Raw genomic sequence first — 21520 nt, 5'->3', positions numbered from 1 at the left:
GTGTCTCTGGTGTGCCGGAAGGAGCGGTTCTACTCTCGGGTACATGGAGCTTGAGGTGCGACACCTCCGCGCCCTGTGCGCGATCGCCGACGCGGGCAGCCTGCACAAGGCCGCCCGCCAACTGGGCGTCAGCCAGCCCTCCCTCACCACTCAGCTGCGGCGGATCGAGCACTCCCTCGGCGCGGAACTCTTCTCCCGGGAGCGCTCCGGCTGCCGTCCCACTCCGGTGGGCCGTGCCGTCCTGAGCCGGGCCCGCTCGCTGGTGGCCGAGATGAGTGCGCTCGTGGTGGAGGCGAAGGCCGCCGCCTGCCGGACGGGGGAGCCCCGGCTGCGGATCGGCTCCACGGCCAGCCGCGCGCTGCCCGGCTGGCTCGGCCGGCTGCGGCAGCGGCTGCCGGGCACCGAGATCTCGCTGCACATGGACGTCTCGGCGAACGCACTGCTCAGGATGGTCGCGGCGGGGCAGCTCGATGTCGCCTTCGTCCATGAGGTGGAGGGGTGTCCGCTGCTGGTGCCCGACGGTCTGACCGCACGCGTACTGGTCGAGCGCGAGCCCCAGTTCATCTCCATGACCCGGGACCACCCGGCCGCCGCCGCGCCCGTGGTGGAGCTCGCCGATCTGGCCGAGGACCGGTGGATCGTCGACCCCACGGTGGACGGCGAGTGGGACGGGCTGCGCCGGGTGTTCGGCGAGGCCGGGCTCAACCCCCGGGTGATGCACGGGGATTACCACACCGCGGCCTCCCTGATCGCGGTCGGCGAGGCGGTGGCGCCCTGTCAGCCGACCTCCGGGCCGCGCGACGACATGGCCATAAGACCGCTGCGCGGCGACCCGCTGGCGGTGCGGCTGCTGCTCTTCTCGCGGGTGGCCGCGGGGCCGCCGGCGGGCGGTGAGGCGGACTCCCCGGCCGGCGGGGGGCACGCCGGCGCGGGGGAGGCGTACGAGGCGGTCTACGCGGAGCTGGAGGCGGCGTACCGCGAGGCCGCATCGGGTGTGACGGTGTACCGGCAGTGGCTGCTCCGGCACAAGAGCCCGCTGCTGGCCGCTCCGGCGGCCTGAGCCTCCCGCGTACGGCCCGCGCACCGCCGTCCGCGCGCCGGGCCCGCGCATCGCCGTCCGCGTACGGCGGGTGGTGGAGCCCCGCATACGGCGGCAGGGCCCCCGCGCCGGAGACGCGAGGACCCTGCCGGCCGTGCCGTGTGCCGCCGGGGCGGCTACTTCAGATAGACCAGCCCGTCCGTGGTGACCGCCGGACGTCCCTTGGTGCCGACGACCACGATCTTCACGGTGTGCTTGGCACTGCCGCTCCAGGTCTTGGTCCAGATCGCGTCGCGGTACTTGGTCGTGGACGACTTCAGGTCCACCGTCGCGCTCTTCACCCCGTCGACGTAGATGTGCGCCTGTCCGGAGGTAGCGGCGCGCGAGACCGTCCAGGCCACCGAACGGCCGGTGAAGGTCCAGCTCAGCGAGGCGTTCTTGGCGGAGCTGGAGTACGACTTGCCGCCGAGGTAGCTGGTGGAGGACTTGCTCGACCAGGTGCCGGACTTCTTCGCCGAGGTCTCCTGGAGGATCACCGGCGTACCGGTGGCCCGCGCGGTCGCGGTGTTGCCGGCCCGGTCGTACGCCGTCAGGGACCAGACCCCGGCCGCGGCCGGCTTGGCGGTGTGCGCCGCGGAGGCGGTGGCGCCGGTGTAGGTCCTGGCGACCGGGGAGGTGAGCCTGACCTCCTTCAGCGCGACCGAGTCCGCCGCCTTCCAGCTCAGGGTGAGCGGGACGGCCGTGGTGCTCACGGTGCCGGTGCGCAGGGCGAGGGCGGGCTTCGCCGGGAAGGTGGGCGCGGTGACATCGGCGATCACCGTGGCGGTGACCGTCCTGCCGCCGCCGGACCGGTGGGTGGCCCGGACCGCGACCTTGTGGCTGCCCGGGGTCAGGGTCGCCTTGGCCGAACGGGCGGTGCCGGCGGTCGTGGCGACCACCTTGCCGTCCACCAGCAGCTCGAAGGAGGCGATCTGCGCGGCCGGGGTGGTGGCGGACCAGTTCACGGTGATCGCGGCCCTGGCGTAGTACGCGGAGCCGGAGAGCGAGGCCCCGGTGACCGACTTGATCGCGAGTCCGGAGACCGAGCCGCCCGCCTGCTCCCGGACGGTGCCGAGGACGTTGTAGAACGACTGGCCGGGGCAGAGGGTCGCGTCCACGTCACGGTGGCCGAGGATGGCCGGCAGGGTGCGCTTGGCGCCCTTCGTCCAGGTGACCCCGGCGAGGCTGGTGCCGTTCGCCCCCGCCGTCAGGGTGGCGGTGCCGGCCGGCGGGACGCCGTACTGTCCGAGCTTCCAGGCCGAGATCCTGGCGACCGATTCGAGCGCGGCGGCGGTCGGCGCGGCATCCGTGTAGGTGCCGAGCACCGAGACACCGGAGGTCTCGGAGTTGAAGCCGTAGGCGTGCGCGCCCATCACCGGCTGGTCGATTCCGCCCTTGCGGCCCTCATAGATCGTGCCGCACTTGTCGATCAGGAAGTTGTAGCCGATGTCCTTCCACTTCTTCTGCTGGACGTGGTACAGGTACGTCCCGCGGACCACGGAAGGGGCCTGCTCACAGCTGTAGTTGTTGGATCCGGCGGTGTGGTGCACCACCACGGCCTTGACCTTCCCCTCCGGCAGGTGTGTGGGTGCCTCGGGGCTGATCGACTCATCGGCGCCCCAGCCCGCCCGTGCGGTGACCGGCGGCTGCGGCGCGATCGACGCCGGTCCCGGCGAGGCGGTCGCCGGCGGGCTCGCGGGCGGGGAAGCGGGCGGGGTCGCGGTGCCGGAGGGCGCGGCCGGGGGAGTGGCCGACGGGGGGTCGGTGGTCGGGACGGGCGCCTCGGTGGAGGGGCCGGGGGCGGCCGGTTCCGACGCCCCGGGCCCGGGGCCGGCGGGTGCCGTCGCCTCGCCGGAGGGCGCGGTCTCCGCCGGGGGCGTCTCGCCGCCGGGTGCCGTCGGCCCGTCGCTGACCGTGAAGGCGGCCGGTTCGAAGGCGCCGGCCGCGATCCCGGATCCCCCGCCGGATCCCTTGCCGGGGTCGATCATGTCGAGCCGGATCCCGGCGGGGAGGCCGGACCGGCCCTCGACGCGTACCTCGACTCCGTCGGAGGGGCCGACCCAGGCGGGCTCGGTGCCGCCGCGCCGGGCGCTGTTCCCGTCGCCCTGCCCGCCGTCGTTCTCCAGGGTCAGCCAGCGCGACCACGTCCCGGACTCCGTGCCGCGCGCCCGGACCTGCACCTTCCCGGTGATCTTGGTGCTGGGATCGGTCCAGGTGACGCCGACCATGGAGAAGTTCTCGGCGTCGCGCTTGCCGAGCACGGCGGTTTCGCCGTCGACCTTGAGCGGGGCGGTGTACGCCTCGCCCCGGACGGGGCCGTTGACCTTGCCCGCCTTCGCGGATCCGTCCTGCTCATCCAGGGGCTGCCCGGTCACTCCCTCGAAGACCAGGACCCCGGCGACGGCGGCCGCGACGACCGATGCCGCCCCCCACCAACGACGTGAACTCATGCGGCTCGAACACCCTTTCGTTGACTCCTTCGCCGCAAGTTACCGGAGTTGTCGATGGGATAGTCACCGAGTTATTTACTGATATGTCGTTATTGGTCTTGCTTGTTGGGGCCTGTTTCGGCCGGATTCCGCGTCGATCAGGCCCGACCTCGCCGTGATATCGGCAACAATCACGCGGCGGGAGGCGGGGGGCCTGCCGTGCGGCGACCGCCGGTGTCCGGGCCGGGGGCCCGGTCCGGACCGGAGGCGGAGCCCGGGACCGCGTCCGCGTCGGGGCGGGTGTCCGCCTCCGGTGTCGGGCCGGTGTCCCTGCCCGGTCCTGTGTCCGGACCCGCGTCGGCGCCGGGAGCCAGACCCGCGGCGGCTCCCGCAGCCGTACCCGTACCCGGGCAAGGGCCCGCCTCGGTCGCCTCGTCCAGCAGCAGATAGAGCAGCCCGACCAGGCTCCCGCTGCTCACCACTTCCCGCCGGTCGATCATCGCCCGGACCTCCCGGAGCGGGATCCACTCGATCCGGTCCGACTCATTGAGCTCGGTCGGCGGCCCGGCCCAGCTCGCGCCGTCGGCCCGGAACACATGGTGCTCGGAGTCCGTGATCCCGTTCGCGGGCTGTGCGTACACCAGGGGCCGCATCGCCCCGACCCGCCAGCCGGTCTCCTCCTCCACCTCCCGGGCCGCCGTCTGTTCCGGCGTCTCACCCGGCTCGATCAGCCCCATGGGCAGCTCCCAGCCCCAGGTGTCGGTGATGAACCGGTGCCGCCACATCATCAGCACCCGGTGCCGGGCATCCACCACGGCCGCCACCGCGAGATGGCGCATCCGCACCACATGGTGTTCCAGCCGGAGCCCGTCGGGCTGCTGGACATCGGCGAGCCAGAGGTTGACCCAGGGGTTGTCGTAGATCTGGCGTTCCCCGTGCACGGTCCACCGCATTTGCCCAACTCCTTGGAAAGGGAGCACTCCTTGTGCTGCCGGGCACCACTGTGCTCGACCGCGAAGGCCCCCTCCCGCCACGGCGGCCGGCCCTCCGGGCTCCCGCCCGGCGGCCCTTGCCGCCTCCCGGCCCCTTCCCGGCCGATGCCCCGGGTCGCGGACTTTCCCCCGAGATGGTGAAGCCCGCACGACGGCACGGCCCCGGCCGGCGGCGCTCAGCCTTCTCACAGACGAGGGATGCCACCGAGTGAGTAGGACGGCGGGCGGAGCGTTCCCGTTCACCCGGATCGCGATTCGGGCCGGAAGCCGTGGTCCGGCACGCTGCTTCCGGACATCGTTGCCCGCGCACCCAACCCCGATGGCCCGATCCCCTCTTCCCCGGGTGGGTGAGACCACTCAGGTCTCGCTCAACTCCCCCCAGGAGGAAGCGTGTTCAACAGACAGAAGCGCGCCGGGGTCGCGGCGCTCACCGCCGCCGTGTCCCTGGCGCTGGTCGCCGGAATGACCGGGGCGGGCGCGGCCGGTGCCACCCCGACACCCGGCGGAGGCGCCGCGGAGGCGCGGCCGGCCGCCGGCGGCGGGCACTGGGTCACCCTGATCACCGGGGACCGGGTGCGGGTGGACGCCAAGGGCCGGGCCGCCGGCTTCGAACCCGCCAGGGGCCGCGAGACCGTCCCCGTACAGACCCTCACCGAGCGCGGACACACCTATGTGGTGCCGCACGACGCCCGGCGGCTGATCGCGAGCGGCCGGCTGGACCGGCGGCTCTTCGATGTCACCGAGCTGAGCCGGGCGGAGAGCCGGCGGGCGTACGCGGACGGGCTGCGGCTCATCGTGGCGTACGCCGGATCGGCCGGGACCAGCGCCCGCAAGGCCGTCCGCGCCGCCGACGGCACCGAGCTGAACCGCTCGCTGAAGGCGCTCGGCGCGGACGCCGTCACGGCCACGCCCGAACTGTGGGAGACCCTCACCCGGGAGACGAACAGCGGCGCGCGGGCCACCGCCTCCGGCATCAGCCGGATCTGGCTCGACGGCATCCGCAAGGCCACCCTGGAGAAGAGCACCGCGCAGATCGGCGCCCCGAAGGTCTGGCAGTCCGGGTACGAGGGCAAGGGCGTGAAGATCGCCGTCCTCGACACCGGTGTCGACGCCCAGCACCCCGACCTCAAGGGCCGGGTGACCGCGTCACGGAACTTCAGCGACGCCCCCGACGACAAGGACCGGCAGGGCCACGGCACCCATGTGGCCTCCACGGCCGCGGGCAGCGGAGCCAAGTCCAACGGCACCCACAAGGGTGTCGCCCCGCAGGCCGAGATCATCAACGGCAAGGTGCTGAACGACTTCGGCGGCGGTGCCGACTCCGACATCATCGCGGGCATCGACTGGGCGGTGACGCAGGGCGCGGACATCGTCAACCTCAGCCTCGGCGGCTGGGACGGCCCCGAGATCGACCCGATGGAAGCCCAGATCAACAAGCTGACGGCCGAGAAGGGTGTGCTCTTCGCCGTGGCGTCCGGCAACGGGGGCCCGAATTCGGTCGGCTCGCCGGGCAGCGCGGACGGTGCCTTCACCGTCGGCGCCGTCGATGCCGGCGACAAGCTCGCCGGCTTCTCCAGCACCGGTCCGCGCGTCGGCGACGGCGCGATCAAGCCCGATGTCACCGCCCCCGGTGTGAACATCACCGCGGCCGCCGCCTCCGGCGACTACACCTCGATGTCCGGTACGTCGATGGCCACCCCGCATGTCGCCGGCGCCGCCGCCCTGCTCAAGCAGAAGAACCCGCAGTGGAAGGCCAAGGAGCTGCGGACCGCCCTCGCCTCGTCCGCGCGGGACGGCGGATACACCCCGTATCAGCAGGGCACCGGCCGGATCGCGGTCGACAAGGCGATCGACCAGAGCGTCTTCGCCGATGAGGTGTCGCTCAACCTCGGCACCCAGCTCTGGCCGCACCACGACGACACCCCGGTCACCAAGAAGATCACCTACCGCAACAGCGGTACGGAGCCGGTCACCCTCGATCTGAAGGTCACCGCGCACGGCCCGGCCGGCAAGCCCGTCCCGGCCGGTTTCTTCACCCTCGGCTCGGACCGGGTGACCGTGCCGTCCGGCGGCACCGCCTCCGTCGACCTCACCGCCGACACCCGGCTGAGCGGTGCCTCGGACGGCCACCACACGGCCACGATCGAGGCGTCCGGGGGCGGCCAGACCGTGCGGTCCACCGCCGCGATCGAGCGCGAGGTCGAGTCGTACGAGGTCACCTTCAAGCACATCGGACGCGACGGAAAGCCGAGCAAGGGCTTCCAGTCGGGGCTGGGCTCGCTCTCGGCCCTCGAATCGGCGCGGTTCTTCGACTCGTCGGCGGGTGACAGGACCGTGCGGCTGCCCAAGGGCGCGTACATGCTCGACGCCAGCGTCCAGATCGACCCCGCCGACCCGGCCAAGGGCCACCATGTCGTGCTCCAGCCCTCGCTGACCGTCGACAAGGCGTCCACCGTCACGATCGACGCCCGCAAGGCCAAGCCGGTGAAGATCACCGGCCCCGACACCAAGGCCCGGCTCACCGCCGGGCTGATGGAGTACAACCGCACCGTCCCGGACGCGCGCCAGGTGGTCGGCGGTTACTACCCGGTGAACTCCTTCTCCGAGATCAATATCGCCCACCTCGGCCCGCAGGTCACCGACGGGACGCTCACCCAGGCCTGGTCCGCGAACTGGAGCAGGAACGCCCGCACCGAGTACAACGCCCTCTCCGGCGGCCCGGTGAAGCGGATCGCCACCGGCTACACCCGCGCCTTCAAGGCGGGGGAGTTCGCCAAGCTGAAGGTCGGCCTCGGCGCATCGGCCAAGGGCAAGCGGGCCATCCTGAGGGCGAACGGCGATATACCGGGCAGCCTCGTCAACCTCTTCTACCCGACCACCGCACTGGCGCTGCCGGACAACCGCACCGTCCATGTCTCCACCGGTGACAAGGCGAAGTGGTCGCTCCTCTTCGACCAGGTCATCGGCGACGACCCGGCGGGCGGCCTCGAGGTCGATGTGCTGCTGGACTCCCCGAACCGCGCCTACCGGGCGGGCAAGACCTACCAGGAGACCTTCAACACCGCGGTCGTCGCTCCGATCCTCACCGAGTGGGCGGGCTTCTGGCAGCTCGGCGGCGACCTGTTCACCGGAATTCCGGTCTTCTCCGACGGGCGGGGGAACGCCGGATCGTCCGCGGTCGAGTCCGAGAAGACCACGCTGTACCGGAACGGGAAGAAGATCGCTGAGAGCTCCGGCGCGCTGACCGGTATGGACTATCTGCCGATCGGGCGTGACGCGGGTCTGTTCAAGGTGAGCACCTCGGTGAAGCGGAGTGCGGCGACGGCGCGGGTGAGCACCCGGGTCGACGCCGACTGGACCTTCCGTGCGAAGGCCGCGCCGGCGGACACGGAGGTGAAGCTGCCGATCTCGACCGTGCGGTTCAGCGGTGCCAAGGTTGGTCTGGACAGCACCGCTCCGGCGGGTGCGTCCCAGGTCATTCCGCTTGAGGTCCATGGTGCGGCGGCCAAGGGGAATGTGAAGTCCCTGACGGCGCATGCCTCGTACGACGGCGGCAAGACCTGGAAGAAGCTGACGGTGACCAAGAACAAGGTGACCGTGAAGAACCCGGCCAAGGGCAAGGCGATCACTCTCCGGGCCGAGGTGACGGACAAGCAGGGCGGCACCGCCAAGGTGACTGTGTACAACGCCTTCTTCGGCAAGTAGCACCCATCGAGCACCACCGCGCGGCGGCCCGTCGGACACACCGGCGGGCCGCCGTCCGTCGCGCGGAACGCGGCTCCCGAGCCACGTAGGACGACAGCAGCCCCGGGTCCGTTCATCCGGGCCGGGAGTACGGCCGGAAGCGGCACCCCAAGAGGCTGATTCCAGCCATCCTCGATCTCCCACTCAACCCAGGACCTGTGAATTCCACTTCTCCGGGTGTGAGCGAGGCCGTAGCGACTCGCTCACACCCCCCAGGAGGATTTGTGTTCAACAGACATCAGCGCGCCGGGGCCGCCGCGCTCACCGCCGCGGTCTCGCTGGCGCTGGTCGCCGGAATGACCGGGGCGGGGTCCGCCACCGCCTCACCGGCGCCCGGCGGGAGCGCGTCCGGCGTACGGGCCGCAGCCGGCGGGACCGAGTGGGTCACGCTGATCACCGGGGACCGGGTCAGGACCGGCGCCAAGGGCAAGGTCACCGGCTTCGTACCGGCCAAGGGCCGCGAGACCGTCCCCGTGCAGATCTTCACCGAGGGCGGCCACACCCATGTGGTGCCGCACGACGCCCGCCGCCTGATCGCGGACGGCCGGCTGGACCGGCGGCTCTTCGATGTCACCGAGCTGAGCCGGGCGGAGAGCCGCAAGGCGTACGCGGACGGGCTGCGGGTCATCGTGGCGTACGCCGGATCGGCCGGGACCAGCGCCCGCCAGGCCGTCCGTGCCGCCGGCGGCACGGAGCCCAGCCGCTCGCTGAGGACGCTGAACGCCGACGCCGTCACCGCCGCTCCCGGGCTCTGGGAGACCCTGACGAAGGGCACCGGCACCGGCGCGCGGGCCACCGCCTCCGGGATCAGCCGGATCTGGCTCGACGGCATCCGCAAGGCCACCCTGGAGAAGAGCACCGGCCAGATCGGCGCCCCCAGCGCCTGGCAGTCCGGCTACGAGGGCAAGGGCGTGAAGATCGCCGTCCTCGACACCGGTGTCGACGCCGAGCACCTGGACCTCAAGGGCCGGGTGATCGCCTCCCGGAACTTCAGCGCGGCCCCCGACGCCGTGGACCGGCAGGGCCACGGCACCCATGTGGCCTCCACGGCCGCGGGCAGCGGAGCCAAGTCCAACGGCACCCACAAGGGTGTCGCCCCGCAGGCCGAGATCATCAGCGGCAAGGTGCTGGACGACGAGGGTTACGGCAGCGACTCCGAGACCATCGCCGGTATCGAGTGGGCGGTGGCGCAGGGCGCGGACATCGTCAACCTCAGCCTCGGCAGCCGGGACCACCCCGGGATCGACCCGGTCGAAGCCCAGGTCAACAAGGTCACGGCCGAGAAGGGTGTGCTCTTCGCCGTGGCGGCGGGCAATGCCTACGGCAATGCGATCGGTTCGCCGGGCAGCGCGGACGGCGCCTTCACCGTCGGCGCCGTCGACCGCGCGGACAAGCTCGCCGACTTCTCCAGCACCGGACCCCGCCTGGGCGGCGGGATCAAGCCCGATGTGGCCGCGCCCGGTGTCGACATCTCGGCCGCCGCCGCCTCGGGCACGGCGGCCGGCGACTATGCCGCCATGTCCGGTACGTCGATGGCCACCCCGCATGTCGCCGGCGCCGCCGCCCTGCTCAAGCAGAAGAACCCGCAGTGGAAGGCGAAGGAGCTGCGGACCGCGCTCGCCTCGTCCGCCAAGGGCACCGGACACACCCCCTATGAGACGGGCACCGGCCGGATCGCCGTCGAGGCGGCCATGAACCAGAGCGTCTTCGCCGACGAGGTCTCGCTCGACCTCGGCAAGCAGCTGTGGCCGCGCACCGACGACCAGCCGGTCACCAAGAAGCTCACCTACCGCAACAGCGGTACGGCGGACATCACCCTCGATCTCACGGTCACCGGCCACGCCCCGGGGTACAAGCCGGCCCCGGCCGGTTTCTTCACCCTCGGCTCGGACCGGGTGACCGTGCCGGCCGGCGGCACCGCCTCGGTCGATGTCACCGCGGACACCCGGATCGGCGCCGACGACGGTCACTTCACCGCCTCCGTCGTCGCGTCCGGGGGCGGCCAGACCGTCCGGTCCACCGCCGCGATCGAGCGCGAGGCCGAGTCGTACGAGGTCACGCTGAAGCACATCGGCCGGGACGGAAAGCCCAGCCCGAAGTTCGAGACGGCGCTGATGTCGCGGACCGTGCCCGGTGAGGGATTCCTCGTCGACTCCCTGGACAACGACGCCGCCGGTGAGATCAGGATCCGGCTCCCCAAGGGCGAGTATGTGCTCAACGCCGACGCCAGGGACGACCGCGACGACTTCCTCAAGGGCCGCGATGTCGTGGTCCAGCCCAAGCTGACGGTCGACCGGGCGCGGACGGTCACGATCGACGCCCGCAGCGCCAAGCCGGTGAAGCCCACCGTGCCCGACGCGAAGGCCGCCTTCACCTTCGGAGTCGCCGAGCACCTCTGGACCGGGCCGGACGGCGGATCCATCGGCGGCTTCTACCCCATGAACTCCCTGGGCTCGGTCCGCATGGCCCATCTCGGCCCGCAGGTCACCGACGGTTCCCTGAACCAGACATGGACCGGGAGCTGGCGCGCGAAGTCCGGCGCCGAGTACAAGATCGCCACCAGCGGAACGGTGAAGCGCATACCCACGGGCTACACCCGGGCCTTCAAGGCCGCGGAGTTCGCCACGGTGAAGGCGGGCCTCGGCGTCACGGCCAAGGGCAAGCGGGCCGTCCTGGAGGCCAATGCGATCCTCCAGGGAGCCGAGTGGGGCGTGCCCGGCTACGGTGCCGCACGGCCGCTGCCCGACACCCGTACCGTGCACGTCCTCGCCGGTGAGAAGACGAAGTGGGGCTTCTCCTTCGCCCAGATCGTGCGCGACAACCCGGACGGCGGCTACGACGGGGACGTGTTCCTGGACTCCGCGCCCAAGGTCTACCAGGCGGGCAAGAGCTACCAGGAGACCTTCAACACCGCCGTCTTCGCGCCGCTGCTCGACCGGAACTCGGGCGCCGAGCGCCGGGGCGATCAGCTCCGGGTCGGAATGCCGCTGTTCTCGGACGGCCGGGGTCACTCGGGGGCGTCCGACATCACCTCCGCCGCGACCGCGCTGTACCGCGACGGAAAGAAGATCGCCACCAGCACCGACCCGCTGTCCGGCCGGGAGTCGCTGGCGATCGGGCGTGACGCGGGTCTGTTCAAGCTGACCACCTCGGTGAAGCGGAGTGCGGCGACGGCGCGGGTGAGCACCCGGATCGACGCCGACTGGACCTTCCGTGCGAAGGCCGCCCCCACCGACGACGAAGTGACCCTGCCGATCTCGACCGTGCGGTTCAGCGGTGCCAAGGTTGGTCTGGACAACACCGCCGCGGCGGGTGCGTCCCAGGTCATCCCGCTTCAGATTCACGGTGCGGCGGCCAAGGGGAACGTCAAGGCGCTCACCGCGCATGCCTCGTACGACGGCGGCAAGACCTGGCAGAAGCTGACGGTGACCAAGAACAAGGTGACCGTGAGGAACCCGGCCAAGGGCAAGGCGATCACGCTGCGCGCCGAGGTGACGGACAAGCAGGGCGGCACCGCCAAGGTGACCGTGTACAACGCCTTCTTCGGCAAGTAGCACCCATCGAGCACCACCGCGCGGCGGCCCGTCGGACACACCGGCGGGCCGCCGTCCGTGTGTTCCGGTGAGGCGGTCCGACGCAACAGTGACCTCTCCCGAAACGTTCACCCCATCACCGGAGATCGTCCGAAAGTCATTACTCAGCAGCTATTTTGAGCCAGATATCGGCCGACCGTCCAACCTGGCGCGGGGGCCACCTCGCTAACCCCTGTGAGAGAAGGGACCGCTCATCGGTCCCCGAACTCCCCACAGGAGGTCAGATGTTCATCAGACGTCGGCACGCCGGAGCCGCCGCGCCGGCCGCGGCCGTCTCACTGGCGCTGCTCGCCGGTCTCACCGGAGCGGCACCGGCGGGCGCGGCATCGATCGGCGCCGCCCCGCCGCCCGGCGCGAGTGCCGCGGAACCGGCACCGGTCGGCGGCATGCACTGGGTCACCCTGATCACCGGGGACCGGGTGCGGGTGGACGCCAAGGGCCGGGCCGCCGGCTTCGAACCCGCCAGGGGCCGGGCCGGCATCCCCGTACGGACCCATGTCCGCGACGGCCACACCCATGTGGTGCCGCTCGACGCCCGCCGTCTGATCGCTGAGGGCCGGCTGGACCGGCGGCTCTTCGATGTGACGGAGCTGAGCCGGGCGGAGAGCCGGCGGGCGTACGCGGACGGGCTGCGGCTCATCGTGGCGTACGCCGGGTCGGCCGGGACCAGCGCCCGCCAGGCCGTCCGGGCGGCCGACGGCACCGAGCTGAACCGCTCGCTGAGGACGCTCGGCGCGGACGCCGTCACCGCCGCTCCCGGGCTCTGGGAGACCCTCACCCGGGAGACGGACAGCGGCGCGCGGGCCACCGCCTCCGGCATCAGCCGGATCTGGCTCGACGGCATCCGCAGGGCCACCCTGGAGAAGAGCACCGCGCAGATCGGCGCCCCCGCCGCCTGGCGGGCGGGATACGACGGCAAGGGCGTCAAGGTCGCCGTCATCGACTCCGGCGTGGACAGCGGCCACCCCGACCTGCGGGACAGAGTGGTCGCGGCGAAGAACTTCACCGCCGAACCGGACGCCGGGGACCGGCACGGCCACGGCACCCATGTCGCCGCCACGGTGGCCGGCACCGGAGCCGCCTCCGCCGGCCGGTACCAGGGCATCGCCCCCGGCGCCGAGATCATCAACGGCAAGGTCTTCGACGCCACCGGCGAGACCGGCGACTCCGTCATCGCCGCGGGCATCGACTGGGCCGTCGAACAGGGCGCGGACATCGTCAACCTCAGCCTCGGCCGGCCGGACACCCCGGAGACCGACCCGCTGGAGGCCCAGATCAACCGGATCACGGCGGACAAGGGGGTGCTCTTCGCGGTCGCCGCGGGCAACTACGGACCGGGCACCCTCGACTCACCGGGCACCGCCGACGCCGCCCTCACCGTCGGGGCCGTCGACGCGCGGGAGGCCATCGCCGACTTCTCCGGCACCGGCCCCCGCATCGGCGGCGGGATCAAGCCCGATGTGACCGCCCCCGGTGTCGACATCACCGCCGCCGCGGCCTCGGGCACCGCGGCCGGCGACTATGCCGCCATGTCCGGCACATCCATGGCCACCCCGCACGCCGCCGGCGCCGCCGCCCTGCTCAAGCAGAAGAACCCGGGGTGGAAGGCGAAGGAGCTGAAGGGAGTGCTCACCGGTTCCGCGAAGGACGGCGGACACAGCCCGCACCAGCAGGGCACCGGCCGGATCGCGGTCGACAAGGCGATCGACCAGAGCGTCTTCGCCGAGGAGACCTCACTCGATTTCGGCAAGCAGCTCTGGCCGCACACCGATGACGAGCCGGTGAAGAGAAAGGTCACCTACCGCAATGCCGGTACGGAGGCGGTCACCCTCGATCTGACGGCGACCGCCACGGGCCCCGGCGGCAAGCCGGCTCCCGCCGGATTCCTCACCACCGGCACGGACCGGGTGACCGTACCGGCCGGCGGCACCGCCTCCGTGGAGGTCACCACCGACACCCGGATCGGCGGCACCGACGACGGCCTCTACACCGGGGCGGTCATCGCCTCCGGCGCGGGCACGAGCGTGCGTACCGCCGCGGTCGTCGACCGCGAGGTGGAGTCGTACAACCTCACCCTCCGGCACATCGGGCGGGACGGGGCGCCCGGCGGGCAGTTCCAGACCATGCTGGTGGGTCTCACCGACTTCCGGCAGTGGTATCAGTTCGACGCCACCCCCACCGACGCCACGGTCCGGGTGCCCAGGGGCGAGTTCTTCCTCGACGCCTCCGCGCCCGCCGACCCGGCGGACCTCACCCAGGGGGTGGATGTGGTCGTCCAGCCCCGGCTCACCGTCGACCGCGACCGGACGGTGACCATCGACGCCCGCACCACCCGGCCGGGCAGGGTCACGGTGCCGGACGCCGGGGCGAAGCCCGCCTTCGGGATGCTGGCCTATCAGCTGAACCTGCCCGGCACCGACCTCATGGGCGGGGTCCACCAGGCGGCCTCCTTCGCGCGGCTCAGGGTCGCCCACCTCGGCCCGGAGGTCACCGACGGTTCGCTGGTCCAGGAGTGGCGCGGCAGCTGGCGCAAGGGCGCCGGCACCGAGTACAACGCCACCTCCGGCGGCCCGGCGAAGCGGATATCCACCGGTCACACCCGCCACTTCACGGCGGCCGAGTTCGCCAGGGTGAAGGTCGGAATCGGCTCGTCGGTCAAGGGCAAGCAGGGCACCGTGGAGGTGCACGGCCGGATTCCGGGCATCACATGGCAGAACGTCGCCCCGATCGTGGCGCAGCCGCTGCCCGCCGGCCGCGTGGTGTACATGTCCACCGCGGACGGCGCCGAGTGGGCCATGGACGCCAGCCAGCTCGGTGCCAGGGATCCGGGGAGCGGCCACCAGTTCCGCGACATCTTCCTCCGGAGCCCAATGAAGCGGTATCAGGCCGGCGCGACCCACCGGGAGAACTTCAACACCGGCCCCTTCGGGCCCCGGTCGTCGCAGCGGGCCGGCATCTGGCGGGTCGGTGACACGCTGGCCCACGCGATGCCGCTGTTCTCCGACGGTCAGGGCCATGTCGGCTGGTCCGAAGCCGAATCGGCGAAGACCGTGCTGTACCGCGGCACCACGAGGATCGCCGAGAACGACGACCCGATGACCGGACGGGCCCCGCTCCCGATGGGCGGTCGCGAGGCGGGCGACTTCACCCTCACCACCTCGGTGACGCGCAAGGCCGCGCAGGCCCGCGCGGGCAGCCGGACCGACGCGAGCTGGAGCTTCCACGCACCCGCCGCGGTCTCCGACGACTGGGCGCCGCTGCCCATCTCCACGGTGCGGTTCACCGGCGCCCGGGTCGGACTGGACAGCACGGCTCCGGCGGGGGCCGCGCATACCCTGTCACTCCTGGTCGAGGGCGCGGCGGCGAAGGGGAATGTGAAGTCCCTGACGGCGCATGCCTCGTACGACGGCGGCAAGACCTGGAAGAAGCTGACGGTGACCAAGAACAAGGTGACCGTGAAGAACCCGGCCAAGGGCAAGGCGATCACTCTCCGGGCCGAGGTGACGGACAAGCAGGGCGGCACCGCCCGAGTGACCTCGTACAACGCCTGGTTCGGCAAGTAGCCGCCACCGTACGGCCGGGCCCCTCTGAGGAGGCCCGGCCGTACGGGAGCCGAGTGGCTCAGTTGTTGAAGTACGCGCCCAGCAGGGCGCGGGTGCTGGTGGTGCCGAGCGTCTTGGCGCCGAAGGAGACGGCGCCCTTCGCGGTGATCCCGGACTTCGTGGCCCGCAGGATCCACACGGCTCCGGCACCGGCGTCCTCATTGAGCGCGCTGACGACCAGTTCCGCCCGCTTGTCGTTGTTGAGATCCACGAGCTTGGTGGCGAAACCGAACCGGTCGTAGTTCTCGGCGGTGCCCGGCACGCCCGCCGTGTCCTGGCTGAAGACCTTGGCACCGGCGCCGGTCAGCCCGCTCTTCCCGCCGCGCAGCGTGACCACGGCGCCCGTGTTCCGCACCTTGCCGATGGTCTCGCTCGGGACACCGGTGGAGACATCCGCGTATCCGTCGCCGTCGATGTCGCCGACCGAGAGGCCGTTGCCGAAACCGTCGCTCACTTCGGCCGTTCCCGGTACCCCGGTGGTGTTCTGGCCGATGACGCGGGCACTGCCGCCGACGGGTCCCCTGGCCGAGCCCGGTATGTAGGTGATCACACCGCCCAGCGTGGCCGGCTCGACATTCATCCCCTCGTAGCCCCGGCCGACGACCAGATCCTCGTACCCGTCCTTGTTGACATCACCGATGTCCAGGCTGTTTCCGAGAAACCTGTTCGCGCCGTTCTTGACGGGGGCACCTGGCAGCAGGCCCTGGGCACCGCCCGCCCACAGATGAGTGCCGTGCATGTCCGCGCCGATCTCGTAGTGCCGGACGGCCGCGACATCCGTCCTCCCGTCGCGGTTCAGATCACCGGCGGCCAGATCGAAGATGCCGAAGTACTCCTCGGTCGCGGTCGCCGCCACCGAGGCGGGGGAGCCGTCCCGCTTGAACGGGCCGGAGAGGTGCACGAGGTGGGTCCCGTAACCGGCCGCCACGACGTCCTGCGCGCCGTCTCCCTGAATGTCCCCGGTCACCAGGTGCGCGCCGAAGTTGTACTCGTTCGCCGCACCGGACTTCAGCACGGCCGACCCGCTGAGCCCGCCGCGCCCGCCCCAGATCACCGAGAGCGCGCCCGACGTCCCCTCCCGGACCGATTCGCCGGAGGCGCCGACGACCAGATCGGTGTAGCCGTCGCCGTCCAGATCGGCCGCGGACAGCGAGCTGCCGTAGCTGTCGTTGACCTCGGCCACGTCCGGTATCCCGGTGGTGTCCTGGTGGAAGACCTTCCGAACCGGCGGCAGCGCGGTGGACTTGGAGCCGTACAGGACGGCGACGTACCCCGCGCCCTTCTTCCCGTTGACCGTCGCCCCCGGCGCGGCGACGGCGACATCGCGGTACCCGTCGCCGTTGAAGTCCTCCGCCTTGGCCTTGGCCGTCGTGGCCTGCGGAGCCTCACCCGGCGCCGCGAAGGCCACGGGCGCGGTGAGGGACGCGGTCACGGCGATGGCCGCGGCGAGCCCCAGCCCGCGGAGGGTCTTGTTCGATGTCATGCGTGTGGTCCCCCTGAACGCTGAATGTCTCCAGCACATCGGCTGGGTCACTCCTTTGACCTCCGAGGGGGGCCGGGGGTTGCGTATTACCCGGATCACAGTGGAATGCCGCTGTCCGCGCCTGTCGGCGTGATGGAAGGGCCCTCTTCAGCCGAAGCGAGTCGAGCCTGGGATTCTGGGGTCTCGCGACGGACGGAGGGAATCTGGTGACAGAGCGGTTCGTACGGTACGAGTACCTGGAGCAGGTCCGGTACGGGCGAGTCACAGGCGCGGTGGTGGAGGTACTGACCGGGGACCCGGTGTCCGGATCCGCCACCCCAACCGGGGAGAGCGTTGCCTTGCGGGAGGTGACCCTGCTCGCCCCCGTCGTTCCCGGGAAAATCCTGGCAGTGGGCCGCAACTACGCCGATCACATCGCGGAGATGGGGATGGGGACGCCCACCGTGCCCCGGCTTTTCTTCAAGCCTCCGTCCGCTGTGATCGGCCCGGGCGAGCTGATCCGCCACCCCGTGCAGTCTCAGCAGGTGGAGCACGAGGCCGAGCTGGCCGTCGTCATCGGCCGTACGGCCCGGGACGTGCCGGCGGCCGACGCGCTCTCCCGCGTCTTCGGATACACCTGCGCGAACGACGTGACCGCTCGCGATATCCAGCGCGCGGACGGACAGCCCAGCTGGGCGAAGGCGTTTGACACCTTCTGTCCGCTGGGACCGTGGATCGTCCCCGGCCTGGACCCAGCCGCGCTGGAAATCATGTGCACGGTGAACGGTCAGGAACGCCAGCGGTCACACACCTCGCTGCTGCTTACTTCGGTGGCCGAGCTGATCGCCCACATCACGGCGGCGGTCACTCTGGAGCCCGGGGATGTGATTCTCACCGGCACACCTGCGGGTGTGGGCGCGATTGTGCCGGGGGATGAGGTCGCGGTCACCATCTCCGGGATCGGCACTCTTCTGAACCGTGTCGGATCAGGCCAGTAGTTCGGCGAAGTCGCGTCCAGCGGGGAGTTCCGGGCGGCCGGCCACGGCCGCGAAGTCCCCGGCGTATCTGATGACCATCCCGGTGCGGTGCTCGGCGGGCAGAGAGGAGATGGCGTCGCCCGCGACCCGGTAGGCCTCCTCCGGCTCACCGGCGCGGGCAAGGCAGACCGCCCGGTCGATCCGGATGAGCGTGGGGTCCAAGCGTTCTGTCGGCGCGTACGCGGCCAGGGCCTGTTGCTGAACCGCCCACGCCTCGGCCGTTCGACCGAGGTGCGTATAGGCATTGCCCAGGTGGAAGTGGAACTGCCTCTGGGTGTAACCCAAGCAGAGATCGGTGCGGTCCTCTGCGGTGAGGTGGCTGAACCCGTCCTCGGCCTGCCGAAGCAGCGGAAGCGCTTCTGCGGGCCTGTCGAGCCGTGCGAGGGCTCGCGCCTCCACAAGTAGGCCACGGACGGTTGCCGGGCCGGGAGCGGACCGCAGGAGATTGGTGCGGGCTCGGGCGGCCTGCCGGTACGCCGTCACCGGTGTCCCGTAGTACAGCGACACGACGGCGGCCCGTACCGCGAGCATGCCTTCGAGCTGTAGGTCTCCTGCTTCAGCCGCCGCGAGACCACCCGTGTGAAACCATTGCCGAGCCTCGCGGTGGGCCCCGCAAGCCGAGGTGAAAATCCCGGCTAGGGCAGCGAGCTGAGCGATGACGCGGCACAGGCGGCGGCGGTACCGAATCGGCAGTGTCTGGTCGAGGAGTTGCTGTACCTCACCGAGGTCCGCGATCAGGTCGGCCAGCAGGCTCTGAGGGGGCAAAGCCTGGTAGGCGCGAGCGTAGTCATGGGCGATCTCTTCCCAGCGAGTCAAGGTCTCGATGCTGAAGGGGGCGCCTTCGATCGCCGCATCCAGGCGGGCGCGAGTCGCGGCCATGAGTGCAGTGGACTCCGGTGAGAGGAGTCCGGAAGGGACTTCGAGGGCGGTCTGCGCGTTGGCGCCGGCTGAATGTGGCCGGATGGCCGGGCGGAAAAGGGCGCGGGCCTGGATTCCGGTCATCTTCTCCAGGATCTGTGCGGAGTCGTCGCGGGGGCGTGTCCGCATCCGTCCGGTCACCCGCCAGCGGTCGAACTGACGTCGCTGCGGCGGTGCCGTTGTCAGCCCCAGCTCGCGTGCGGCGGCCGTGAAGCTGCGGCAGAACGCCGCGTACCCCATATCTCTATCCCGGAGCAGTGCGCCGAAGGTCGTCAGTTCCATGAGTCCTCCTCGGTCGGTCTGGCTCGATGGTGGCCCACCGATGTCTCTGGCGCGCGATACATGTCCGATCCGAGTCACAGAAGTCCGATCGAGGTCCATCCGAAGCCCGACGCAGGTCTCAGAAGGCCGTTCCAGGGACGTACCGGGGGCTTCTCCATGAGGGTCAGGATGCGGTGACGCGCCGACCGGATCGGCGTGCTGACCGGAGGAAGCCCATTGTGATGACGATGCGGGTGTACCGGGTGAGCCCTGAAGGGCAGCGTCTCCCCGTCTCGCCGACGATTGTGGTCGGGGATCCGGAGGGGCCGCCGATGCCGCTGGCGCCGATAGTGTCCAGCGACTATCCGCCGTGTGCCTGCCCCCGTGAGGACTGCCCGGACCGGGGCGGCCGGGAGCTGACGCCGTGGACCGGGTGACCACCGGGGCCGGCCGGATATCGCCGGAGTGTCACCTCGGCGAATGCGGCCTGTGCGACGGCCCCACTGTCATCCGCGTCCAGAGCCGGATCCCGGTCGGCAAACCGGCTCTCGACATCCAGTGCGCGCACCCCTGCCACGAAGGCCGCCTGACCTCCCGCTCCGACCGACACGTCTCCCCGCTCGGGGACTCCGGCCGGGGTGGGTCCCCACTCTCATCAGGGAGGCACGATGACGTGCTCTCAGTGCGGCCAGCAGATGACTCGCACCCAGGACGGCTGGTGGATCTGCTACGCGTGCCAGACGAGCGAGCCCGCGTGAACACCACCTGCCCACTCTGCCCCGGCCACCTGGCACCCGCCTCACCCGGTTGGCACCGGTGCACGGTCTGCGCCTACGAGACCAGCGACGAAGCCCACCGCCTGTACACCGCCCAAGCGGAGCGGTTCGAGACCGACCCGGCCGCCTTCTTCGCCGAAGTCCGCGCCCGCCTGGACGAACTCATCAGCCGCGAACCGGTCTGGCAGCGCTGACCAACCCGGAACCGGTCCGGGCCGGACCGCCCTCCGGCCCGGGCCACACCACAGCAGGAGACCCGACAAGTGCAGCCCACACCCCTGCGCGCCGTGACCTGGAACCTCCAGGGCGGCGGCATCGACGGAGCATCCGAACAACGCTTCCACGCCCAGGCAGAGATCCTGGCCGGGCTGCGGCCCGACATCCTCGCCCTTCAGGAATGCACCCACTGGGACGAACACGACGACCAGCGCCTCCTGTGGATGTGCCGACAACTCGACATGGCCCCGATCCTGATGGCGCCCTCCCGCATCGGAGACGGCCGCAACCACACCGCCCTCCTCCACCGGCCGTCAAGACTTCATCTCCTGGAGCGGCGCGCCCTCGCCCCGCAGGCGTTCCACCACGCCCTCATCCGCACCCGCCTCCGACCCGCCGACGCCGACGCCGGCGACGACAGCCGGGACCTCCTCGCCCTCGCGACCCACCTCACCCACACCGACGGCGAAACCCGGCTCCGCGAAGCCCGCCGCCTCACCGACTACGCCGGAGACTTCCCCGGCACTCCCGGCCGCGCACTTCTTCTCGGGGACCTCAACTGCTCCGGAATCCACGACACCGAACCCGACTGGGACTCCCTCGTACCCCGGAATCTGCACTCCCGCTACCGGCATGTCACCGCCGAAGGCCGCTTCGGCACCACCGACCGCCGCGCCGTCCGCGTACTCATCGAGTCCGGCTGGACCGACCCGCAAACGCTCACCGGCCAGGAGCGGTCAGCCACGGTCGGACACGCCTACGCCAACGAACCCGTACCCCTCCGGCTCGACCACATCCTCACGCGCGACCTGCCCACCCACAGCTACCGGACCCTGGACACCCCCACCACCCGTGCGGCCTCCGACCATCTCCCCGTCATCCTCGACCTCACCGCGTAGGTGGATCGCGAGAACGAACACAGGGCTCGCCCGGCCACTGCCGGGCGAGCCCCATGCGCCACCTCTGACCTGACGGTCGCGGGTCAGCCCTGCTTGGTCTCCCAGAAGATCTTGTCGATCTGGGCGATGTAGTCCAGCGCCTTCTGGCCCGTCGCCGGGTCCGTCGACGCCTTCGCGGTCGACAGCGCCTTCAGCGCGTCGTTCACCAGCTGGTGCAGCTCCGGGTACTTCTCGAAGTGCGGCGGCTTGAAGTAGTCGCTCCACAGCACCGAGATGTGGTGCTTCGCGAGCTCGGCACGCTGTTCCTTGATGACCGTGGCGCGGGCCCGGAAGTGCGGGTCCTCGTTGGCCTGGTACTTCTCCTGTACGGCCTTGACCGATTCGGCCTCGATACGGGCCTGGGCGGGGTCGTACACACCGCAGGGAAGGTCGCAGTGGGCGCTGACCTTCACTTTGGGGGCAAACAGGCGGGAGAGCATGCAGCAATCCTTCCTCGTGATCGTCTTCTCAGGT

At 71.1% G+C, this 21520-nt stretch carries 12 protein-coding genes and 1 pseudogene; 8 read left to right on the top strand and 5 right to left on the bottom strand.

Annotation, left to right across the window (positions count from 1 at the left end; all coding sequences use genetic code 11):
- Positions 1–43: 43 nt before the first annotated feature.
- Entirely contained in the window at positions 44–1060 is a 1017-nt protein-coding gene (locus AAFN69_RS18425) for a LysR family transcriptional regulator (RefSeq protein ID WP_347729647.1), read from the top strand.
- Positions 1061–1215: 155 nt separating this feature from the next.
- On the opposite strand, the gene AAFN69_RS18420 is transcribed toward AAFN69_RS18425, so the two are convergent.
- Positions 1216–3528 carry an N-acetylmuramoyl-L-alanine amidase gene (locus AAFN69_RS18420; RefSeq protein ID WP_347729646.1) on the bottom strand — a complete coding sequence of 771 codons (2313 nt, stop codon included), beginning with the start codon at positions 3526–3528 and terminating at the stop codon, positions 1216–1218.
- Between the two features lie 404 nt (positions 3529–3932).
- Positions 3933–4460, bottom strand: a pseudogene (locus tag AAFN69_RS18415) (NUDIX hydrolase); the annotation flags it as partial.
- A gap of 429 nt (positions 4461–4889) precedes the next feature.
- Here AAFN69_RS18415 and AAFN69_RS18410 point away from each other — a divergent pair.
- The 3 genes from AAFN69_RS18410 to AAFN69_RS18400 all read left to right on the top strand — a co-directional run bounded on the left by AAFN69_RS18410 (position 4890) and on the right by AAFN69_RS18400 (position 15399).
- Entirely contained in the window at positions 4890–8204 is a 3315-nt protein-coding gene (locus AAFN69_RS18410) for a S8 family serine peptidase (protein ID WP_347729645.1), read from the top strand.
- Positions 8205–8467: 263 nt separating this feature from the next.
- Entirely contained in the window at positions 8468–11797 is a 3330-nt protein-coding gene (locus AAFN69_RS18405) for a S8 family serine peptidase (protein WP_347729644.1), read from the top strand.
- Between the two features lie 263 nt (positions 11798–12060).
- Entirely contained in the window at positions 12061–15399 is a 3339-nt protein-coding gene (locus AAFN69_RS18400; RefSeq protein ID WP_347729643.1) for a S8 family serine peptidase, read from the top strand.
- A gap of 58 nt (positions 15400–15457) precedes the next feature.
- On the opposite strand, the gene AAFN69_RS18395 is transcribed toward AAFN69_RS18400, so the two are convergent.
- Positions 15458–16921, bottom strand: a complete 1464-nt coding sequence (locus tag AAFN69_RS18395) for an FG-GAP-like repeat-containing protein (RefSeq protein ID WP_347729642.1) — start codon at positions 16919–16921, stop codon at positions 15458–15460.
- 206 nt (positions 16922–17127) lie between these two features.
- On the opposite strand from AAFN69_RS18395, the gene AAFN69_RS18390 reads away from it, so the two are divergent.
- On the top strand, positions 17128–17898 hold the full coding sequence (locus tag AAFN69_RS18390) for a fumarylacetoacetate hydrolase family protein (protein ID WP_347729641.1): 771 nt from the start codon (positions 17128–17130) through the stop codon (positions 17896–17898).
- Here AAFN69_RS18390 and AAFN69_RS18385 read toward each other — a convergent pair.
- The gene (locus AAFN69_RS18385; RefSeq protein ID WP_347729640.1) at positions 17887–19137 is read right to left on the bottom strand and encodes a hypothetical protein; all 1251 of its coding nucleotides are present in this window, start codon (positions 19135–19137) and stop codon (positions 17887–17889) included. The two genes, AAFN69_RS18390 and AAFN69_RS18385, sit on opposite strands and share 12 nt — an antisense overlap.
- Before the next feature lie 221 nt (positions 19138–19358).
- On the opposite strand from AAFN69_RS18385, the gene AAFN69_RS18380 reads away from it, so the two are divergent.
- The 3 genes from AAFN69_RS18380 (at position 19359) to AAFN69_RS18370 (ending at position 21007) form a co-directional block, all read left to right on the top strand.
- The gene (locus AAFN69_RS18380; protein WP_347729639.1) at positions 19359–19553 is read left to right on the top strand and encodes a hypothetical protein; all 195 of its coding nucleotides are present in this window, start codon (positions 19359–19361) and stop codon (positions 19551–19553) included.
- Between the two features lie 317 nt (positions 19554–19870).
- The gene (locus AAFN69_RS18375; RefSeq protein ID WP_347729638.1) at positions 19871–20086 is read left to right on the top strand and encodes a hypothetical protein; all 216 of its coding nucleotides are present in this window, start codon (positions 19871–19873) and stop codon (positions 20084–20086) included.
- A gap of 69 nt (positions 20087–20155) precedes the next feature.
- Positions 20156–21007 (top strand): endonuclease/exonuclease/phosphatase family protein, encoded by an 852-nt coding sequence (locus AAFN69_RS18370; RefSeq protein WP_347729637.1) that lies wholly within the window; start codon positions 20156–20158, stop codon positions 21005–21007.
- A gap of 83 nt (positions 21008–21090) precedes the next feature.
- Here AAFN69_RS18370 and sodN read toward each other — a convergent pair whose 3' ends face one another.
- A complete protein-coding gene (gene sodN / locus AAFN69_RS18365) occupies positions 21091–21486 on the bottom strand; it encodes a superoxide dismutase, Ni (protein ID WP_347729636.1) in 396 nt (131 codons plus the stop codon).
- Positions 21487–21520: the final 34 nt, after the last annotated feature.

Source organism: Streptomyces sp. CAU 1734, assembly GCF_039888735.1.
Lineage (GTDB): Bacteria > Actinomycetota > Actinomycetes > Streptomycetales > Streptomycetaceae > Streptomyces.
This window is presented reverse-complemented; position numbering and strand designations above follow the sequence as displayed.

Bases quoted from the DNA above. Each gene is read 5' to 3' on its own strand.
- sodN (WP_347729636.1), bottom strand. From the start codon at position 21,486: ATGCTCTCCCGCCTGTTTGCCCCCAAAGTGAAGGTCAGCGCCCACTGC.
- AAFN69_RS18425 (WP_347729647.1), top strand. From the start codon at position 44: ATGGAGCTTGAGGTGCGACACCTCCGCGCCCTGTGCGCGATCGCCGAC.
- AAFN69_RS18395 (WP_347729642.1), bottom strand. From the start codon at position 16,921: ATGACATCGAACAAGACCCTCCGCGGGCTGGGGCTCGCCGCGGCCATC.
- AAFN69_RS18385 (WP_347729640.1), bottom strand. From the start codon at position 19,137: ATGGAACTGACGACCTTCGGCGCACTGCTCCGGGATAGAGATATGGGG.
- AAFN69_RS18380 (WP_347729639.1), top strand. From the start codon at position 19,359: ATGACGATGCGGGTGTACCGGGTGAGCCCTGAAGGGCAGCGTCTCCCC.
- AAFN69_RS18400 (WP_347729643.1), top strand. From the start codon at position 12,061: ATGTTCATCAGACGTCGGCACGCCGGAGCCGCCGCGCCGGCCGCGGCC.
- AAFN69_RS18420 (WP_347729646.1), bottom strand. From the start codon at position 3,528: ATGAGTTCACGTCGTTGGTGGGGGGCGGCATCGGTCGTCGCGGCCGCC.